The 13,659-nt window shown below is 62.5% G+C and carries 13 protein-coding genes; 5 read left to right on the top strand and 8 right to left on the bottom strand.

The genetic code is table 11. The features are described from left to right. Positions 1 to 215: 215 nt before the first annotated feature. The 5 genes from LAN64_15640 to LAN64_15620 form a co-directional block, all read right to left on the bottom strand. Positions 216 to 1,469 (bottom strand): hypothetical protein, encoded by a 1,254-nt coding sequence (locus LAN64_15640; protein MBZ5569270.1) that lies wholly within the window; start codon positions 1,467 to 1,469, stop codon positions 216 to 218. 186 nt (positions 1,470 to 1,655) lie between these two features. After that, entirely contained in the window at positions 1,656 to 2,810 is a 1,155-nt protein-coding gene (locus LAN64_15635; protein MBZ5569269.1) for a Ni/Fe-hydrogenase cytochrome b subunit, read from the bottom strand. A gap of 15 nt (positions 2,811 to 2,825) precedes the next feature. Next, the gene (locus tag LAN64_15630; GenBank protein MBZ5569268.1) at positions 2,826 to 3,587 is read right to left on the bottom strand and encodes a 4Fe-4S dicluster domain-containing protein; all 762 of its coding nucleotides are present in this window, start codon (positions 3,585 to 3,587) and stop codon (positions 2,826 to 2,828) included. 52 nt (positions 3,588 to 3,639) lie between these two features. After that, the gene (locus LAN64_15625) at positions 3,640 to 4,305 is read right to left on the bottom strand and encodes a glycine cleavage system protein H (GenBank protein ID MBZ5569267.1); all 666 of its coding nucleotides are present in this window, start codon (positions 4,303 to 4,305) and stop codon (positions 3,640 to 3,642) included. Between the two features lie 320 nt (positions 4,306 to 4,625). Then, positions 4,626 to 5,444: a hypothetical protein gene (locus LAN64_15620; GenBank protein MBZ5569266.1), complete on the bottom strand. Its 819-nt coding sequence runs from the start codon at positions 5,442 to 5,444 to the stop codon at positions 4,626 to 4,628. Positions 5,445 to 5,911: 467 nt separating this feature from the next. Here LAN64_15620 and mazG point away from each other — a divergent pair, with 467 nt between their 5' ends. The 3 genes from mazG to menC all read left to right on the top strand — a co-directional run bounded on the left by mazG (position 5,912) and on the right by menC (position 8,888). After that, on the top strand, positions 5,912 to 6,898 hold the full coding sequence (gene mazG, locus LAN64_15615) for a nucleoside triphosphate pyrophosphohydrolase (protein ID MBZ5569265.1): 987 nt from the start codon (positions 5,912 to 5,914) through the stop codon (positions 6,896 to 6,898). 41 nt (positions 6,899 to 6,939) lie between these two features. Further along, a complete protein-coding gene (locus LAN64_15610) occupies positions 6,940 to 7,662 on the top strand; it encodes a GNAT family N-acetyltransferase (GenBank protein ID MBZ5569264.1) in 723 nt (240 codons plus the stop codon). A 113-nt stretch (positions 7,663 to 7,775) separates the two neighbouring features. Further along, positions 7,776 to 8,888 carry an o-succinylbenzoate synthase gene (gene menC / locus LAN64_15605; protein ID MBZ5569263.1) on the top strand — a complete coding sequence of 371 codons (1,113 nt, stop codon included), beginning with the start codon at positions 7,776 to 7,778 and terminating at the stop codon, positions 8,886 to 8,888. Between the two features lie 65 nt (positions 8,889 to 8,953). On the opposite strand, the gene LAN64_15600 is transcribed toward menC, so the two are convergent. Then, on the bottom strand, positions 8,954 to 9,850 hold the full coding sequence (locus LAN64_15600) for a hypothetical protein (protein ID MBZ5569262.1): 897 nt from the start codon (positions 9,848 to 9,850) through the stop codon (positions 8,954 to 8,956). 391 nt (positions 9,851 to 10,241) lie between these two features. Here LAN64_15600 and LAN64_15595 point away from each other — a divergent pair, with 391 nt between their 5' ends. Together LAN64_15595 and LAN64_15590 are read left to right on the top strand one after the other, a co-directional pair. Continuing rightward, positions 10,242 to 10,778, top strand: coding sequence for a polymer-forming cytoskeletal protein (locus tag LAN64_15595; GenBank protein ID MBZ5569261.1), 537 nt, complete (start codon positions 10,242 to 10,244; stop codon positions 10,776 to 10,778). A gap of 69 nt (positions 10,779 to 10,847) precedes the next feature. Beyond that, positions 10,848 to 11,525, top strand: a complete 678-nt coding sequence (locus tag LAN64_15590; GenBank protein ID MBZ5569260.1) for a class I SAM-dependent methyltransferase — start codon at positions 10,848 to 10,850, stop codon at positions 11,523 to 11,525. A gap of 204 nt (positions 11,526 to 11,729) precedes the next feature. On the opposite strand, the gene LAN64_15585 is transcribed toward LAN64_15590, so the two are convergent. Together LAN64_15585 and LAN64_15580 are read right to left on the bottom strand one after the other, a co-directional pair. Then, the gene (locus LAN64_15585; GenBank protein ID MBZ5569259.1) at positions 11,730 to 12,842 is read right to left on the bottom strand and encodes an NAD(P)/FAD-dependent oxidoreductase; all 1,113 of its coding nucleotides are present in this window, start codon (positions 12,840 to 12,842) and stop codon (positions 11,730 to 11,732) included. Beyond that, positions 12,821 to 13,354 (bottom strand): methyltransferase domain-containing protein, encoded by a 534-nt coding sequence (locus LAN64_15580; protein ID MBZ5569258.1) that lies wholly within the window; start codon positions 13,352 to 13,354, stop codon positions 12,821 to 12,823. Before LAN64_15580 ends, LAN64_15585 begins: the two co-directional genes overlap by 22 nt. Positions 13,355 to 13,659 lie beyond the last annotated feature (305 nt).

Here is a 13,659-nt window from a genome sequence, read left to right as displayed (position 1 = left end):
CCGCAGTGCCAAAGCACGACTTGCGGAAGCCCTGGAACAGGCCGCTGCGGAAGCGATCTCGTCGATTACTGCCGACAACGCTGTCGCTTGGTTCCGCCACTGCGGCTACAGGGTACAGCAACCATGAATCCGCTCTAGTCTGCGCGCAGCGGCGCAGATAGCAAACAGAAACGGCGCGGCCGCAATACCACAACGGGAAACCCAAATTAGGAAACCTATTCGGTGAGGCGCAAGTTGGTGCCAAGCTTGTCCAGCGCGAGCAGCAGGCAGGCTTGGGCCAGATCGGCGTTGTGGGCGAGCGCCGCGCTGCGGGCGCGCTGGAAAACGGCGCTCAACTTTTGGCAGATGGCAGATTCGATGTTCGCCTGCTCGGGGCCGGAGCAGTGGATGGCGTGTTGCCACTCGGCGAACCAGGCGAGGGTCCGGGGGGCAGCGCCGAGCAGATCGGGGATGACGGTAATGCCGCGCGAGGTCAGAGTGCACCTGGCGGCGGGTGTGACGGCGTTGTGAACCGCTTCGAGGATGAGCGGGGCGCGAACCCGCGAGGCGTTCTGCGCATTGAGCTGGCGCTCGGCAGCGGCGGTGATGAGCAGGTCGCAGGCGGATTCGAGAACGTCGGAGTTACGCACAGGCTCGGCGCCGTCGAAGCCGTAGACCATGCCCTGCTTGGCGACGTGGGCGGAGATGGCGGCCAGGTCGAGACCGCGGTCGGCAAACAGCCCGCCGGACTTGTCGGCGACAGCGACAATGCGGGCGCCGGCGTCATGCAACAGGCGCGCAAGTGCAGCGGCCGCCGGGCCGAATCCCTGCAGGGAAATGCGGTGGCTGTCAAGCGCGGATCTGGGTGGCTGATGGCTGGTGGCTGGGGTTGGTTGCGCGGTGAAGGCTTCAGAGATGAGAGTGAACCATCCGGCGGCGATGGCGGCGGCGGGATCGGGCAGTCCGCCGAGAACGGCGGGCTTGCCGACCACGGCGGCTGGAGCAATATGGCGGCTAGTCCAGGCAGCGGCGAACTCGGTGGGCGCGAAGATGTCGGCGCGGATATCGAGGGCGGCGAGGTAATCGCGAACCAGGTGGCGAAGTTCGCGCTCGGAGAGTTGCGCGGGATCGCAGACGATGGCGCCGGCGCTGCCGCCCAGCGTCAGATCGAAAAGCGCGCATTGCAGCGTGAGGTGCTGGGCGAGGGGGCGGAGTTGGGCGATATGCGCGTCGGGGGCCAGCAGCACAGGGCCAAGGCAGCCGGCGCGTCCGTGAAAATGTTGGACACGAATGCCGGTGGAGATGGCGGCGTCGCCGGAGTCGCGCAACAAGGGCAGATTGACGGTGATTTCGCGCTCGGAGTGTTTGAGGCGCTGCACGATCCAGTCTTCCAGGTCGAGGGCGCGCGCGGCTTCTTCCAGTTGCGCGATGGAGTCAAGGAAGGGATCCTCTTCCATGAGTTCGGGAGGGAGAAGGTCGGCGGGGTTCATGATGACCTCCTGGATCTTTCCCGGCGCTGCAGTACCGGGCCATTTTCGTGCCGTCCCTACGGGGCTTTTCGCAATTCATAACGCTCCGGGCGGAGCCGGTTCCCCCCTGCGAAGCGGCGCCGCCCGGAGGCTGCCGGCTCGCGCGGGACGTGCTGCCTAGGTCCACGTCCCGGGAGCCGGCGATGGTTAATCCGCATCGGCCGGTTCGGCCAGCCAGCGGGTGCGCGGTTCGACGCGCGGGAAAATCTTCAGGTGCAGAACCGCCCAGCGGAAGGCGATGACTGCGGCGGCGACCAGCATGACGGTTACTGCCAGCTCCGACCACTTGGGAACGTAGTGGGTGCCGGTGGCGCGCTCCAGCGCGGTGATGGAGACGTTGATGCGATGGGCGATGAAGCCCATCACGGTAATTGCGCTGGCCCAGTAGAGGCCGATGGGCGTCTCGCGCACCTTCCTCAGGTTGAACAGCACCACGGGTACGACGATGAAGAGCGCCATCTCCAGCCAGAAGTAAAAGGTTTCGGAGCGCGGCAGGAAGAAGTAATGGCCGGCGCCCTGGCGGACGAGGTCGGCGAAACGGAACAAGCCGAAGATCACCAGCAGGGGAGTGATGACCCGGCTGAAATCCTTGAGGATGCCTAAGTCAAGTTTCACGCCCAGCGAACGGTGGCAGAGATAGAGGGCAATAATGACCATGGCAAATCCGGCAGGGATCGCCGAGAGGTAAAACAGCGTCGTCTGATAATTGCTGTACCAGAGCGGATATACCTTGCCCTTGAAGATGATGAACAAGCCGCCGAGGAACGACTGGTGCAAGGAAGAGAGCAGAACGCCGATCAGCACCAAGCCAATGAGCACGCGATGTTGCCACTCGAGCAGGAACTCGCGGATGCGCTGATGAGGAATCTTCTCCAGCAGCGCAGGCGAGAACTCCAGCGCGAGCACGGTGGTGTAGAGCATGATGCACCAGACGACTTCGAAGAGCACCGACTTACGGTTCCACATGACCAGCGGGTGCCAGAAATTCCATGGTAGTCCGAGCTCCCAGGCATATCCGGCAACCACGGAGAGGTAGCCGAGGAAGGCGATCATGACCGAGGCGCGGGAGATGGCGTGGTAGCGCTCCATCCCGAGCAGGTAGACGGCGCCGGCAATGGCAAAGCCGCCGGCGGAAAGGCCCACGCCGCAGAGAGTGGCGACGCCCACCCAGATGCCCCAGGGTTGGCCGTCAGAAAGATTGGTGGCCGCGCGCCATCCGGCGAAGAACCGGAGGTAGGTGGCCCAGAGTCCGGCGGCAAAAATGACCGCCGAAATGGCACGCCACAAAGTGATTTTTTTCATGATCTGCGACATGGCTCAGTTCCTTTCCTTTTCGTCCTGCTCGGCCACTCGCGCCAGGGCGACTTCACGGCGGCGCTGGGTGAACCAATAGAGGCCGGCAAGCAGCGATCCGCCGATGGTGACCACGGTCGGCACTTCACCCAGCGCGGCGGCCGAGAGCGTCGGCATGGGCTGGTTCATGGGCGGCTCGATGAATCCGAGCTGCTCGAAGGGCACGTCGGAGATATAGAAGACGGAAGTGCCGCCGACTTCCTTCTCGCCGTAGATGCGCGCCACGTAAGTGCCGGGGTTCTCGACGATGCGCTTGTGCGCTTCCATCAGCAGGTCTTCGCGATTGCCGAAGGTGGTGGCGCCGGTGGGGCAGGCTTCCGCACACAAGGTCTGCTTGCCGGCCAGGACGCGCTCGGCGCACATGTCGCACTTGGTGACGTAGGGCGCCAGCTTGCTCCACTCGTACTTGGGCACGCTGAAGGGGCAGGCGATCATGCAGTAGCGGCAGCCGATGCACTTGTGGCCGTCGTAGCGTACGGCGCCCTGAGCGGTCTTGACGATGGCACCGACCGGGCAGACGCTGGCGCAAGACGGATCTTCGCAGTGCATGCACATGCGGCGGACAAACTTCTCGCCGCGCGGCTCGATCGCCGTAAAGGCGGTGGCGGAGAGCGTCGGCTCGGGATCGCCCGGCTGCTGGTGTCCCGCTTTGCAGGCGACGGAGCACTGTTGGCAGCCGATGCATTTGGTGATATCAATCAACAGCGCTTTGGATTGCTTGCTCATCTCTAGCCTCCCAGGCAGTACGACATCAGGGCCTGAATTCCTATCGGTCCCACTAGGTCAAGAAAAACTCGCGAATCATGGTGCGCTGCGCGCCGGGCTCCAACTGCGCCAGCAGGCCGGAGACGGGAAGTCCGCCATCGGCAGCGGCGGCGACGCCGAGCCTGGAAGTCATGGTGGACAGGCGGCGGACCGAGTTCTGCATCCACGAGCCGACCAGGGCTCCCTGCAGCAGGTTGTTGAGGTTGGTGGTGATCTCCGGCGACTTGACGACGCAGATCCAGCCGGCCTTGTACGGGTCATTGAGAATGACGTTGGGGTCTTTGACAGCGTCCTGGTTGACGGAAACGACCACGCCTTCGATGGGCGAGAGCAGATCCACGCTGAGGCCGTCGCGGGTGATGGTGCAGAGCTTCTGCCCTTGGCGGACCCAGCGGTTGAGCCCGACGACTTCGACGCGATCGATTTTGCCGAGCAGATGGGCGCCGAGGCTGTCTACCCCGATGCGCGCGTTCTGGCGGCCCTCATCCAGCACCCAGGTGTGGCCGGGGTGGAAGCAGTAGCCCTTGGGCACGTCGAAACCCTGATCGTGCATCATGCTGGGCGCCGGCGGCTGGGTATAAACCCGGGGCTGCACCGCGGCCGCGGGCTGCTCGCGGCGCAAGAAGTACGTGATCGACATGATGAGCAGGAAGGTCAGCAGCACAAACAGGATCGACATACGGTCTCCTTTTCCGACAACTTCATCCTGAGTAAGTGCACGCTGAGGGCACAAGCGCGATGGGGGAGGGGCGATTGAGGAATAAGGAGTTAGGTCGCTTCGAGATTGGAATGGTGGGGCGGACCGCTGCATTTTGCAGTGGAGCGGAGCGAAACGCAGTGTGCGGATTGTACCGAGTTGCGAGTTTCGAGTTGTGAGGGCGGGTGAGTTTTGCTTATCCCAGTCTGCCAATGGCGGGCAAATGTGGGGCACCAGCGCAAATGCTCAAACCCGCCAAGCCAAACTCAGGCTAGGACGGGTGATGGCGACCAACTTCGTGACTAATGGCAGGTCGTGAACGTCATCCCGCCAGGCCAACTATTGCTCGAACAGTAGATGCTCTGCTGAGGAGGTGGAAGGATGGGGAACGTCGGGACAACGACGGGCCTTGAAAAGTACGACTGCACCAGAGAGTGGAACTGCATATCGAGAACGTAGTACTGCTGGGCGCTCTGTAACATCGAGTTGTAATCGCGCACCAGTGCGTTGTACTTGTCCACGAGCGTGATGTACAAAGCTTCCCGCCGGTCCGTCTCGTTCTTACCTGCGATCTGATTGCTTTCCATCGTCAATTGCGTACGTGTCGACTTCTCTTCCTCAACCAGCAGGAGAACGCGAACAGGAGCATCTATCCTCCCCTGATTGCTGCCTCGGAAGTCGTCCAGAGCGCTGCCATAGCACCGCTTCGCCACTTCGTGCCAGTCCTCAAGCTGCGTGAGAGAAACATCCTTCTGTGTACTGGCCTCGAATACCCGAAGGGCAGCGGCCAGTTCGTCTAGGGATGATTCCGACATTGAAAGCAACAATTCACGCCGCTGCTTACGTATGCGAGTCAATGTCGCTGCCGCAACGCTGACCCTATCTGCGCAGTCTTCCGGGCCGAAAGTCCGGCGGATAAAAATGGGCTTCGCCTTCCTGGATACAGGCGGAGCAGGGGTCGGATCGTCGAAGCCCGCGGAGTCCGCAGGTAGCGTCTTGGGAACATTCGTCTGCTGCGCCGAATTGGGCTTTTTCGACGAGGACTGCTTAGGTGCAGACTGGCCGGTGACCGACAAGGAAAACAGGAGAACCACGCAACCCAGAAATTGGGACTGGCGCATTTTGAACACCTTTACGCTAGCTTTGCTGACCATTTTGCCCCGTGCGCGGCCACGATGGTAGAAAAAAATGCAAACGCATGAGATATAGTTCAGCTATGAAATGGACAAATTTGGGAATTAGCTACCCCTTTGACGGCCAGGTTGTTGCCTTGAGGATGACCGATGACGGCGGAAATATCTCGTACGGAATCGGATGGTGGAATGCCAGAGACAAGGAGTGGCACATCACAGCGCCACCGGCCTCCGGCGCAAGCAACGTACATTCGTGGTGCGCCCTGCCAGACTGATGCCCTTGCTTGGCCGCTTACTCGGGGGCTAAGGCCCAGATATTTTTTCCCTCATTCCACTAGGGCTGAAGCCTTGCTCCACGCGAGTACCTGTACCACGCATTTCGCGAGCGACCGGTTTGCCTTTGTGTCACGAAGCAAAGGACTATCCGATCGCCCGATCAGACAATGTGGCGCTCGATGCAGGCGTCGTTTAGATTAGGAGCGATGGCGACTACTGGCGAACGATTTGAGCGCGCGGTGCAGATCATGGCGCGGCTGCGAGCCCCGGGCGGATGTCCGTGGGACCGCGAGCAGACCTTCGATTCCATAAAACCTTTCACGCTGGAGGAGACCTACGAGGTCCTGGAGGCGATTGATAATCGCGACTGGGACGAGCTCGAGGGCGAGTTGGGCGACCTGCTGCTGCAGGTGCTGTTCTACGCGGAGATGTCGCAAGAGGAAGGGCGCTTCTCGATTGACCAGGTGCTCGACCGGCTGTCGAACAAACTGGTGGACCGGCATCCGCATGTTTTCGGCGACGTGAAGGCGGAGACCGCGGGCGACGTGCTGCGCAACTGGGAGGCGTTGAAGGCGGAGGAGAAGAAGAAGCGTCTGGAAAAAACCCACCCTGCCGCTCCCCCTAACAACGCTTCGGGGCAGGCTCCACCGGGAGCGACAAGGGTGGGGCAACCGGAGAAGGCCAAGGAGGAGAAAAAAGATTCGGTGCTGGCGGGCGTGTCGTCGGGCGTGCCGTCGCTGCTGGAGGCGTTCAAGCTGAGCTCGCGGGCGGCGCACGTCGGATTCGAGTGGCCGGAGATTGGCGGGCTGTTCGACAAGCTGCACGAGGAGACGGAAGAGCTGCGCGAGCAATTGAAGGACTATCCGGCGCCGGGGCCGCGTCCGCCGCAGCGGGGAGTCGCGGGCGCGAGCGGGTTGCACATCGCGGAGGAATTGCGGGCGCGGCTGGAAGACGAAGTCGGAGACCTGTTCTTTGTGCTAGTAAACATCGCGCGCTATCTGTCGCTCGATCCGGAGTCGGCGCTGCGAAAGACGAACCGCAAATTCCGTCGGCGCTTCCAGTGGATGGAGGAGCGCATGCGCGAGCGCGGCAAGAAGCTGCCGGAGGCCACGCTGCAGGAGATGGAGTCGCTATGGCAGGAGTCGAAACAGCAGGAGCGGACGTAGCGCAGCGTGCGGTCGTACGGCCGTGCGAGACGGAGGGTGAACTGCTGGCCTGCGTCGAATTGCAAAAGGAAGTGTGGGGATTTACCGACGCCGACCTGATCCCGCTGCGGCTATTCATCGTGGCGCGGAAAATCGGCGGCCAGGTGCTGGGAGCGTTTGACGGCAACGAACTGGTGGGGTTCGCACTGGCCATTCCCGGTGTGCGCGGCGGGCACGCGTACTTGCACTCGCACATGCTGGCGGTGCGGCTGGGACATCGCAACAGCGGCGTGGGGAGGCGAATCAAGCTGTTGCAGCGCGAAGATGCGCTGGCGCGCGGGTTCGAGCTGATCGAGTGGACGTTTGATCCGCTGGAGATCAAGAACGCGCACCTCAACCTGGAGCGGCTGGGGGCGATTGCGCGGCGGTACAACATCAACCAGTACGGGACGACGGCGTCGCCGCTGCACGGCGGCTTGCCGACCGACCGGCTGGTGGCGGAGTGGTGGCTGCGGTCGAAGCGGGTGGAGGAGGCACTGGGAAGCGGCGGGCTGCCTGAGTTTGCCGTGAAGGAGACAGTGACTGTGCCGGCGGAGATCAACGACTGGAAGTCGTCGGAGGCGGACCGTGGACGGGCGGCGGCGGTGCAAGAGCGTAACCGGGAGCTGCTGGTCGGGGCGTTTTCGCGCGGCTTGGCGGCGCTGGGGTTCAGGCGGGATCAGGATGGGAACGGAAGCTTCCGGCTGGGGAAGTGGGACGAGGAGTGGGGTTATGGGAGTGGCTAGTGGCCAGTTGCCAGTGAGATTGTGCGGCAAGGCTGCAGCATGCACAACACCAGGTTCCTCGCTGCGCTCGGGATGACACCCATTTAACTTTCGCAAATGATGCCAAGATACGAATGAGGATTGAAGCTATCACGCTGCGCGAGATTCGGATGCCGCTGGTACATTTTTTTGAGACCAGCTTTGGGCGGACCACCGAGCGCGCCATTCTACTGGTCACACTGCACGGCGACGGGCTGAATGCCTGGGGCGAGTGCGTCGCGGGGGAGAATCCGTTTTACAGCAGCGAGTGGGTGGATTCAGCGTGGGTGACGTTGGCGAAGTTCCTGGCGCCGCAGGTGCTGGGTCGGGAATTTGCGACCGCGCAGGAATGCCCGGCACTGCTGGCGCAGGTCAAAGGCCATCGCATGGCGAAGGCCGCGATCGAGAATGCGCTGTGGGCGGCCGAAGCGGTGGAGAAAAATGTCCCGCTATGGAAATTGCTGGGTGGAACGCGGCGGCAGATCGAGTGCGGGGTGTCAATCGGCATTCAGGATTCCGTCGAGCAGTTGCTGGAGAAGATCGAGACGGAGCTGGCGGCGGGGTATCGGCGGATCAAGGTCAAGGTCAAGCCGGGATGGGACCTCAAGGTGCTGGAGCGGATTCGCGCGCGCTGGCCGGACATCTTGCTGAGTTGCGACGCCAACTCGGCGTACCGCATGGACGATGTCGAGCACCTCCAGCGTTTCGACGAATTCGGGCTGCTGATGATGGAGCAGCCGCTGTGGAACGACGACTTCTTTTTTCACGCGCGGCTGCAGAAGCAGATCAAGACCGCGATTTGCCTGGATGAGTCCATCCGACACGCGCGCGATGCGGAGGCGGCGCTGCACCTGGGGGCGTGCCGGATCGTGAACATCAAAGTGGGACGCGTGGGCGGATTTAGCGAGGCGGTGCGCGTGCACGACCTCTGCCGCGCGCATGACGTGCCGGTGTGGTGCGGCGGGATGCTGGAGACGGGCATCGGGCGGGCGCACAACATCGCGCTCTCGACCCTGGAAAATTTCCGGCTGCCGGGGGACGTGTCGGCCTCGAAGCGCTATTGGAAAGAGGACATTATCGAGCCGGAGGTGGAGGTCACGCGCGAGGGAATGATCAACGTGCCGGAGGCGGCGGGCACCGGATACCGCGTGCGCGATGAGTTGATTGAGAAGTTGACGGTGAGGAGAGAGGTTATCGGTTGCCGGTAATCGGTTGTCGGTGGCGTGCGTGAGAGGGCGAACGCGCTCCGCCCGTTACGAAACTGAGACTGAAACTACTTCGTTCCGTTGCCGTTGTTCTGGGCGACTTCGCCATCGCGCTTTTTGAGCAGTTCCACCGCCTGGGCGACGGTCATGTCGGGGACAGGCCGGTAGTCGGAGGTGGTTTCGTCGTCGTTGATCTTAATGGTCTTGAATATCAGCGCCTTGCCGGTGAAGTTCAAGAGCATGTGCGCGGGTTCCCAGTGCGTGGGATTGGACTCAACCGGCTTCTGTTCGAAGGCGAAGTGTCCGCCCTGATCGAGGTGGCCGAGGATGCCCCAGCCGAAATTGACGTCCTTAACCAGCCTGGCTTCGATTTTGGCGATGCGATAGGCGGGTACGGCGATCGCCATGGCGCCTTCCATGCCCCTGTAGACCATGGTCTCGCGGTGCGGCGGGTCGAAGTCGGGGTTGGACCTGAATTTCAGCGTGACCAACTCGCCCCAAGGCTCCTGGTACTCGGCGCCGGCGTATTCGTAAAGGAAGGCGTCGGGCAGGGCGGCGACCATGTTGCGGGTGCGGCGGTCATCGTCCTTCTGGCTCCTTTGTTTTTGCGCGAGCTGCTGCGGGTCGGTGAGCAGGCGCTGCAAGCGCTTATCTTCTTTCTCACGGTCGGCGGGGCTGAGCGGCTTGCCGTTGAGCAGAAGCAGACGGCCAATGACCCCGTGGTCGGTTTCGATCATCTCGCGGGTTTCAGTGCGGTCGGGCAGTTTCTTGGTAAGCCGGAAAGTGTAGTGGGTATTGTCGGCGTCGGCCTTCAACTCGTTGTTGACGGCTTGGCGGACCAGGTCGGCCGGATTGGCGGGCAGATCGGACTTGGGCGGGGCCTGTGACGCCCCCGCACACGCCGCCAGCAACACGATGCCGGCGATTTTGAATCCGAACGCCGCTCTTCTCGTTAGTGTCAGCATCAGACCCCTGGAATGCTGTTCCTCTTATTGTAGACGAGCAAAAGAGGGTCTCCGTTGCTCAAGATGGATGGTCACGGCCCATTAAGGTAAGGACAGTGTGTATACTAACGAATTACCCGTCGGCGCCACCCCGGAGCCATGCCGGCGCCGGTGTTTTTCAGGTTGGCGGTTGCGGGCAAGAGGGACAACATCCCCCAACCGCAAGGCAGCGTTGTAGGGCGTCCGCATCGCGACCAACGGTGGGTAAGAACCGGATTGCCGCCCGTGACGCGGTTGGATATAGTCAGCAGAAGCTTCTGCGGTCTCCTCGCCTGCGCCCGTGAACTCTGCAGTGCCGGTGGTCTTGGCGCTCGTCGGTGACCCCGGTCTCAGTAACACAGCGGGAGGTTGCATGTGGAAAGCACGCAAAGACGATGAAATAGTTCCCTCGATGCCAGCCAGCTCTCTTATCCCCAAGGAGGTCCGTGCTGTGGAAACGCCAAAATCCGCTAACGAATTCCGTTCCGAAGTTGCGCACATCGGCAAGTCCGTCCTGGTGAAGGGCGAGTTGTCAGGCAGCGAAGACCTGTACCTGGACGGCGAGGTCGAGGGCAGCGTGGAGCTGCGTGGACACAACCTAACGGTCGGGCCACACGGCAGGGTGCGCGCACATATCCGGGCCCGCGATGTCGTGGTCCACGGCAAGGTAGACGGGAACGTCAATGCCGACCGAGTGGAGCTGAAAAAGTCGGCGATCCACGTGGGCAATATCGTAACCCAGCGGGTGATCGTGGAGGACGGCGCGTTTTTCAAGGGTACGATCGACATCCAGCGGGAGGAGAAGGCGGAAGCGAAGCCTGCGGCGAAGCCGGTTGCCGCGGCAGCCGGTGTGTCGAGTACCTTATCTTCCAGTGCGGCGCAACCGTCGTTGCTGGAGCCAAAGAGGTAACCGTCGGCGGCGCGTTGCGCTTTTGCCGGCGCCGGAGCAGAATGAGCTTCATCCCCAAGACGTGATGGCATGGGTTCGGTGACGCACAATCTTTTCAAGCTGTTCCGCGGAAGTGCCGCCCAGAGCGAAACCAGCGCCCCACCGTCGGCGTCGCGGATCAGCCGGCGCTCCAGCGGGCTCAACGAATTCTCCAAGTCAATTTCCGGGAAGGAAGGGCTGTGCATCCTCGACTTGGGAAGCACTTCGGCGGCGAACATCTCGCGCCTGACCGGCATGGGGCACAAAGTCTGCACCGAGGATCTGCTGGAGGCGGCGCACGATTCGCAGTTGCTGGTGCCCGGACCCGACGGCAAGAAGATCATTGACGCGGCGCGCTTCCTGCGCGAAAGCCTTGCCTACCAGGGTCAGGTGTTCGACGCGGTATTGTGCTGGGACGTGGCCGACTACCTGCCGGAGGCGCTGGTGAAGCCGGTGGTGGAACGCCTGTGCGCGCTGCTCAAGCCGGGCGGCATCCTGCTGGCCTACTTCCATACCCGCGACGCCGGACCGGACGCACCGCATTATCGCTATCACATCACCGGCAACGACACGTTGCAACTGCAACCGACGGCAGGCAGTGGATCAGCGAGATTCCGGCTGCAGCGCGTGTTCAATAACCGCCACATCGAGAATCTGTTCCGCGAATTTGCCTCGCTGAAGTTCTTTCTCGCCCGGGATAACGTGCGCGAAGTGATCGTCGTACGGTAGGCGAAAATGCGCAAGGCGGCCCAAGAATAGCGATGAGCAATGTGGAGAGAGCGTCCCCTAACGACAGAAGAGGAGTGTAGTTGCCGCTCCTGTACCTCAGCGGCTGAAGCCGGAATGACGCCAACGGTTCGACTGCAGACCTGAAGGTCTGCGCCACCCAGAGCAAAGTCTCAGACCGCTGTCGGATGAAGGCTTCAGGAAGAGCTAAGCTGCGCGGGTCGCTTTGATCAAGAAATCCAACATCTCCCGCCGAATAATTCCCCAGCGAGCCGCATGTAATAGCCCAGGGATTGCCAGCGCTCGGCGCAGGAGCGCGGTGCGCCGAAACAGCTTGGCAAACTGACGTGAGTAAGTGGTTGCATAATCGCGCGCGGCCGCTTCGACGGCACATCCATCCTGCCAGACGCAACATAAGCACTCGGCAGCCAGGGCTCCAGTGCGCAGCGCGAGGGAAATGCCGTCGCCAGTGAAGGGATCAATGAACCCGGCGGCGTCGCCGGCGCGCACCACGCCGTCACTTTGCGGAATCAGGCCACGAAACAGGAGAGGCGAGGTGATGACGACATCGGTGCTTTGCCTCCAGGGCAGGCTGCGGTGGCGAAGGTCAGCATGAGAGTCGAAGATGTGCTGCAGCGGCTGCTTGCCGCCGCGGCGTAGTGCGCTGGAGTCGATCAAGGCGCAGACGTTTACCTCATTGCGATTAACCCGGCTGACGCCGCAGTAGCCGCCGCGCCAGAAGTAGAGATCCACGGTATCGGGTTCGGCGACGGTGGTTTCGAAATGCGCCTTGACACCCGCGAAATAGCGAACGGGCATGATGGCGGGCCGCAGGTTGGACCAGCGGCCGGTCGCGTCTACAACACAACTCGCGTCGAAATCACCGCCAGTGGTGCGTAGGCGCCAGTGCTGGTTAGAGCGCGTGATCTTCTCCACAGCGACTTTCATGCGGGCGTCTGCTCCGGCGCATTCGGCGGCACGCCACAGCGCGATATCGAGAGCATAGCGCTCGATGCTGGCGGCAGGCGCAGGCAGTGGCGCCTGAAGGACGGCGCCGTCCAGGAAAATGCGCGCGGTGTGCATGCGCGGGGCATCGGCGAGCAGCAGGGAGCCGGGCGTGCCGTCGAGCAACGCGCGTAGCAATCCGAGCGACTCGGCGGAAATGAATTCACCGCAGACTTTATGCCGCGGCAGGCGGCTGCGCTCCAACAGGAGCACGCGCGCGCCGAGTCGCGCCGCGGTGGTGGCCGCCGAGGTTCCTGCCGGGCCACCGCCGATAATCGCGATCTCGTAGGCGCTCATGGCGAGGCTCGCTTCCACACCAGAACGCCCATGCGGTAGAGGTAGTGATTTTCGACTTCGACGGAAGCTGCGCCGGATTCACGCAGAATGGATCTGATTTCTTCCGGCGTGTAGGCGCGGCGCACGGAGGCAACGCCGTCGTGGCGCGTCACGCGGCTGAACAGCGGGAATCCGGCGTAGATGAGCGCGAGATGCAGAGGTTGGCGGCGCAGGTCGTTCAGCAGGACGGCCACGCGCGCGACGCGCAGCGCTTCATTGACGAAGCGCACAATTTCCGGACGCTCGAGATGATGGATGAGCAGGGAACAGGCGACGAGGTCAAAGCTAGCGTCGCGAAACGGGAGCGCCAGAGCATCGGCGGCAACTGTGCCGACACCGTTGCGCGGCAGGTGTCGGGCATGCGGTCGAGCAGAGTGACCTGGATCTGAACTTGTGACCGGAGCTGGCGGGCAGCGGCGAGAGAGACGTCGCCGGAACCGGCGCCGACGTCGAGCAGGGTGAGTTCTGGGCTGCCGGAAGAAAGCCCCCACCCTGTCGCGGCCCTTCGACCACGCTCAGGGCAGGCTTCCCCGGGTCTTTCGAGGGCGGGGCAATCGGGGGTATGAAGACTGCGGGCGAGGGCCTTCGCCAGCATTTGGCGCGTGGTGCTGATGCCGCCGAACCAGCGGTTGATGCGCCGCAGATCGGAGAGCGTCCGCTGCACTTCGGCGGGTGGAACTGCGTCGGTGTCCAACAACTCGGGTGTGACCAGGCGCTTCATGTCATTGGCCGTTAGCTCTTAGCTTTTAGCTTGAGTCTCATCTGGCTAAAAGCTGACAGCCAGAAGCCAAGGGCG

It is taken from the genome of Terriglobia bacterium, assembly GCA_020073185.1.
Taxonomy (GTDB): domain Bacteria; phylum Acidobacteriota; class Terriglobia; order Terriglobales; family Acidobacteriaceae; genus JAIQGF01.
Note: the sequence above shows the minus strand (reverse complement) of the source record. Positions and strands in the feature narration are given on the sequence as shown.

Excerpts from the sequence above, each read along its gene's own strand:
- LAN64_15640 (MBZ5569270.1), bottom strand. The coding sequence starts at position 1,469 with ATGAACCCCGCCGACCTTCTCCCTCCCGAACTCATGGAAGAGGATCCC.
- LAN64_15635 (MBZ5569269.1), bottom strand. The coding sequence starts at position 2,810 with ATGAAAAAAATCACTTTGTGGCGTGCCATTTCGGCGGTCATTTTTGCC.
- LAN64_15630 (MBZ5569268.1), bottom strand. The coding sequence starts at position 3,587 with ATGAGCAAGCAATCCAAAGCGCTGTTGATTGATATCACCAAATGCATC.
- LAN64_15625 (MBZ5569267.1), bottom strand. The coding sequence starts at position 4,305 with ATGTCGATCCTGTTTGTGCTGCTGACCTTCCTGCTCATCATGTCGATC.
- LAN64_15620 (MBZ5569266.1), bottom strand. The coding sequence starts at position 5,444 with ATGCGCCAGTCCCAATTTCTGGGTTGCGTGGTTCTCCTGTTTTCCTTG.
- mazG (MBZ5569265.1), top strand. The coding sequence starts at position 5,912 with ATGCAGGCGTCGTTTAGATTAGGAGCGATGGCGACTACTGGCGAACGA.
- menC (MBZ5569263.1), top strand. The coding sequence starts at position 7,776 with ATGAGGATTGAAGCTATCACGCTGCGCGAGATTCGGATGCCGCTGGTA.
- LAN64_15600 (MBZ5569262.1), bottom strand. The coding sequence starts at position 9,850 with ATGCTGACACTAACGAGAAGAGCGGCGTTCGGATTCAAAATCGCCGGC.
- LAN64_15595 (MBZ5569261.1), top strand. The coding sequence starts at position 10,242 with ATGTGGAAAGCACGCAAAGACGATGAAATAGTTCCCTCGATGCCAGCC.
- LAN64_15590 (MBZ5569260.1), top strand. The coding sequence starts at position 10,848 with ATGGGTTCGGTGACGCACAATCTTTTCAAGCTGTTCCGCGGAAGTGCC.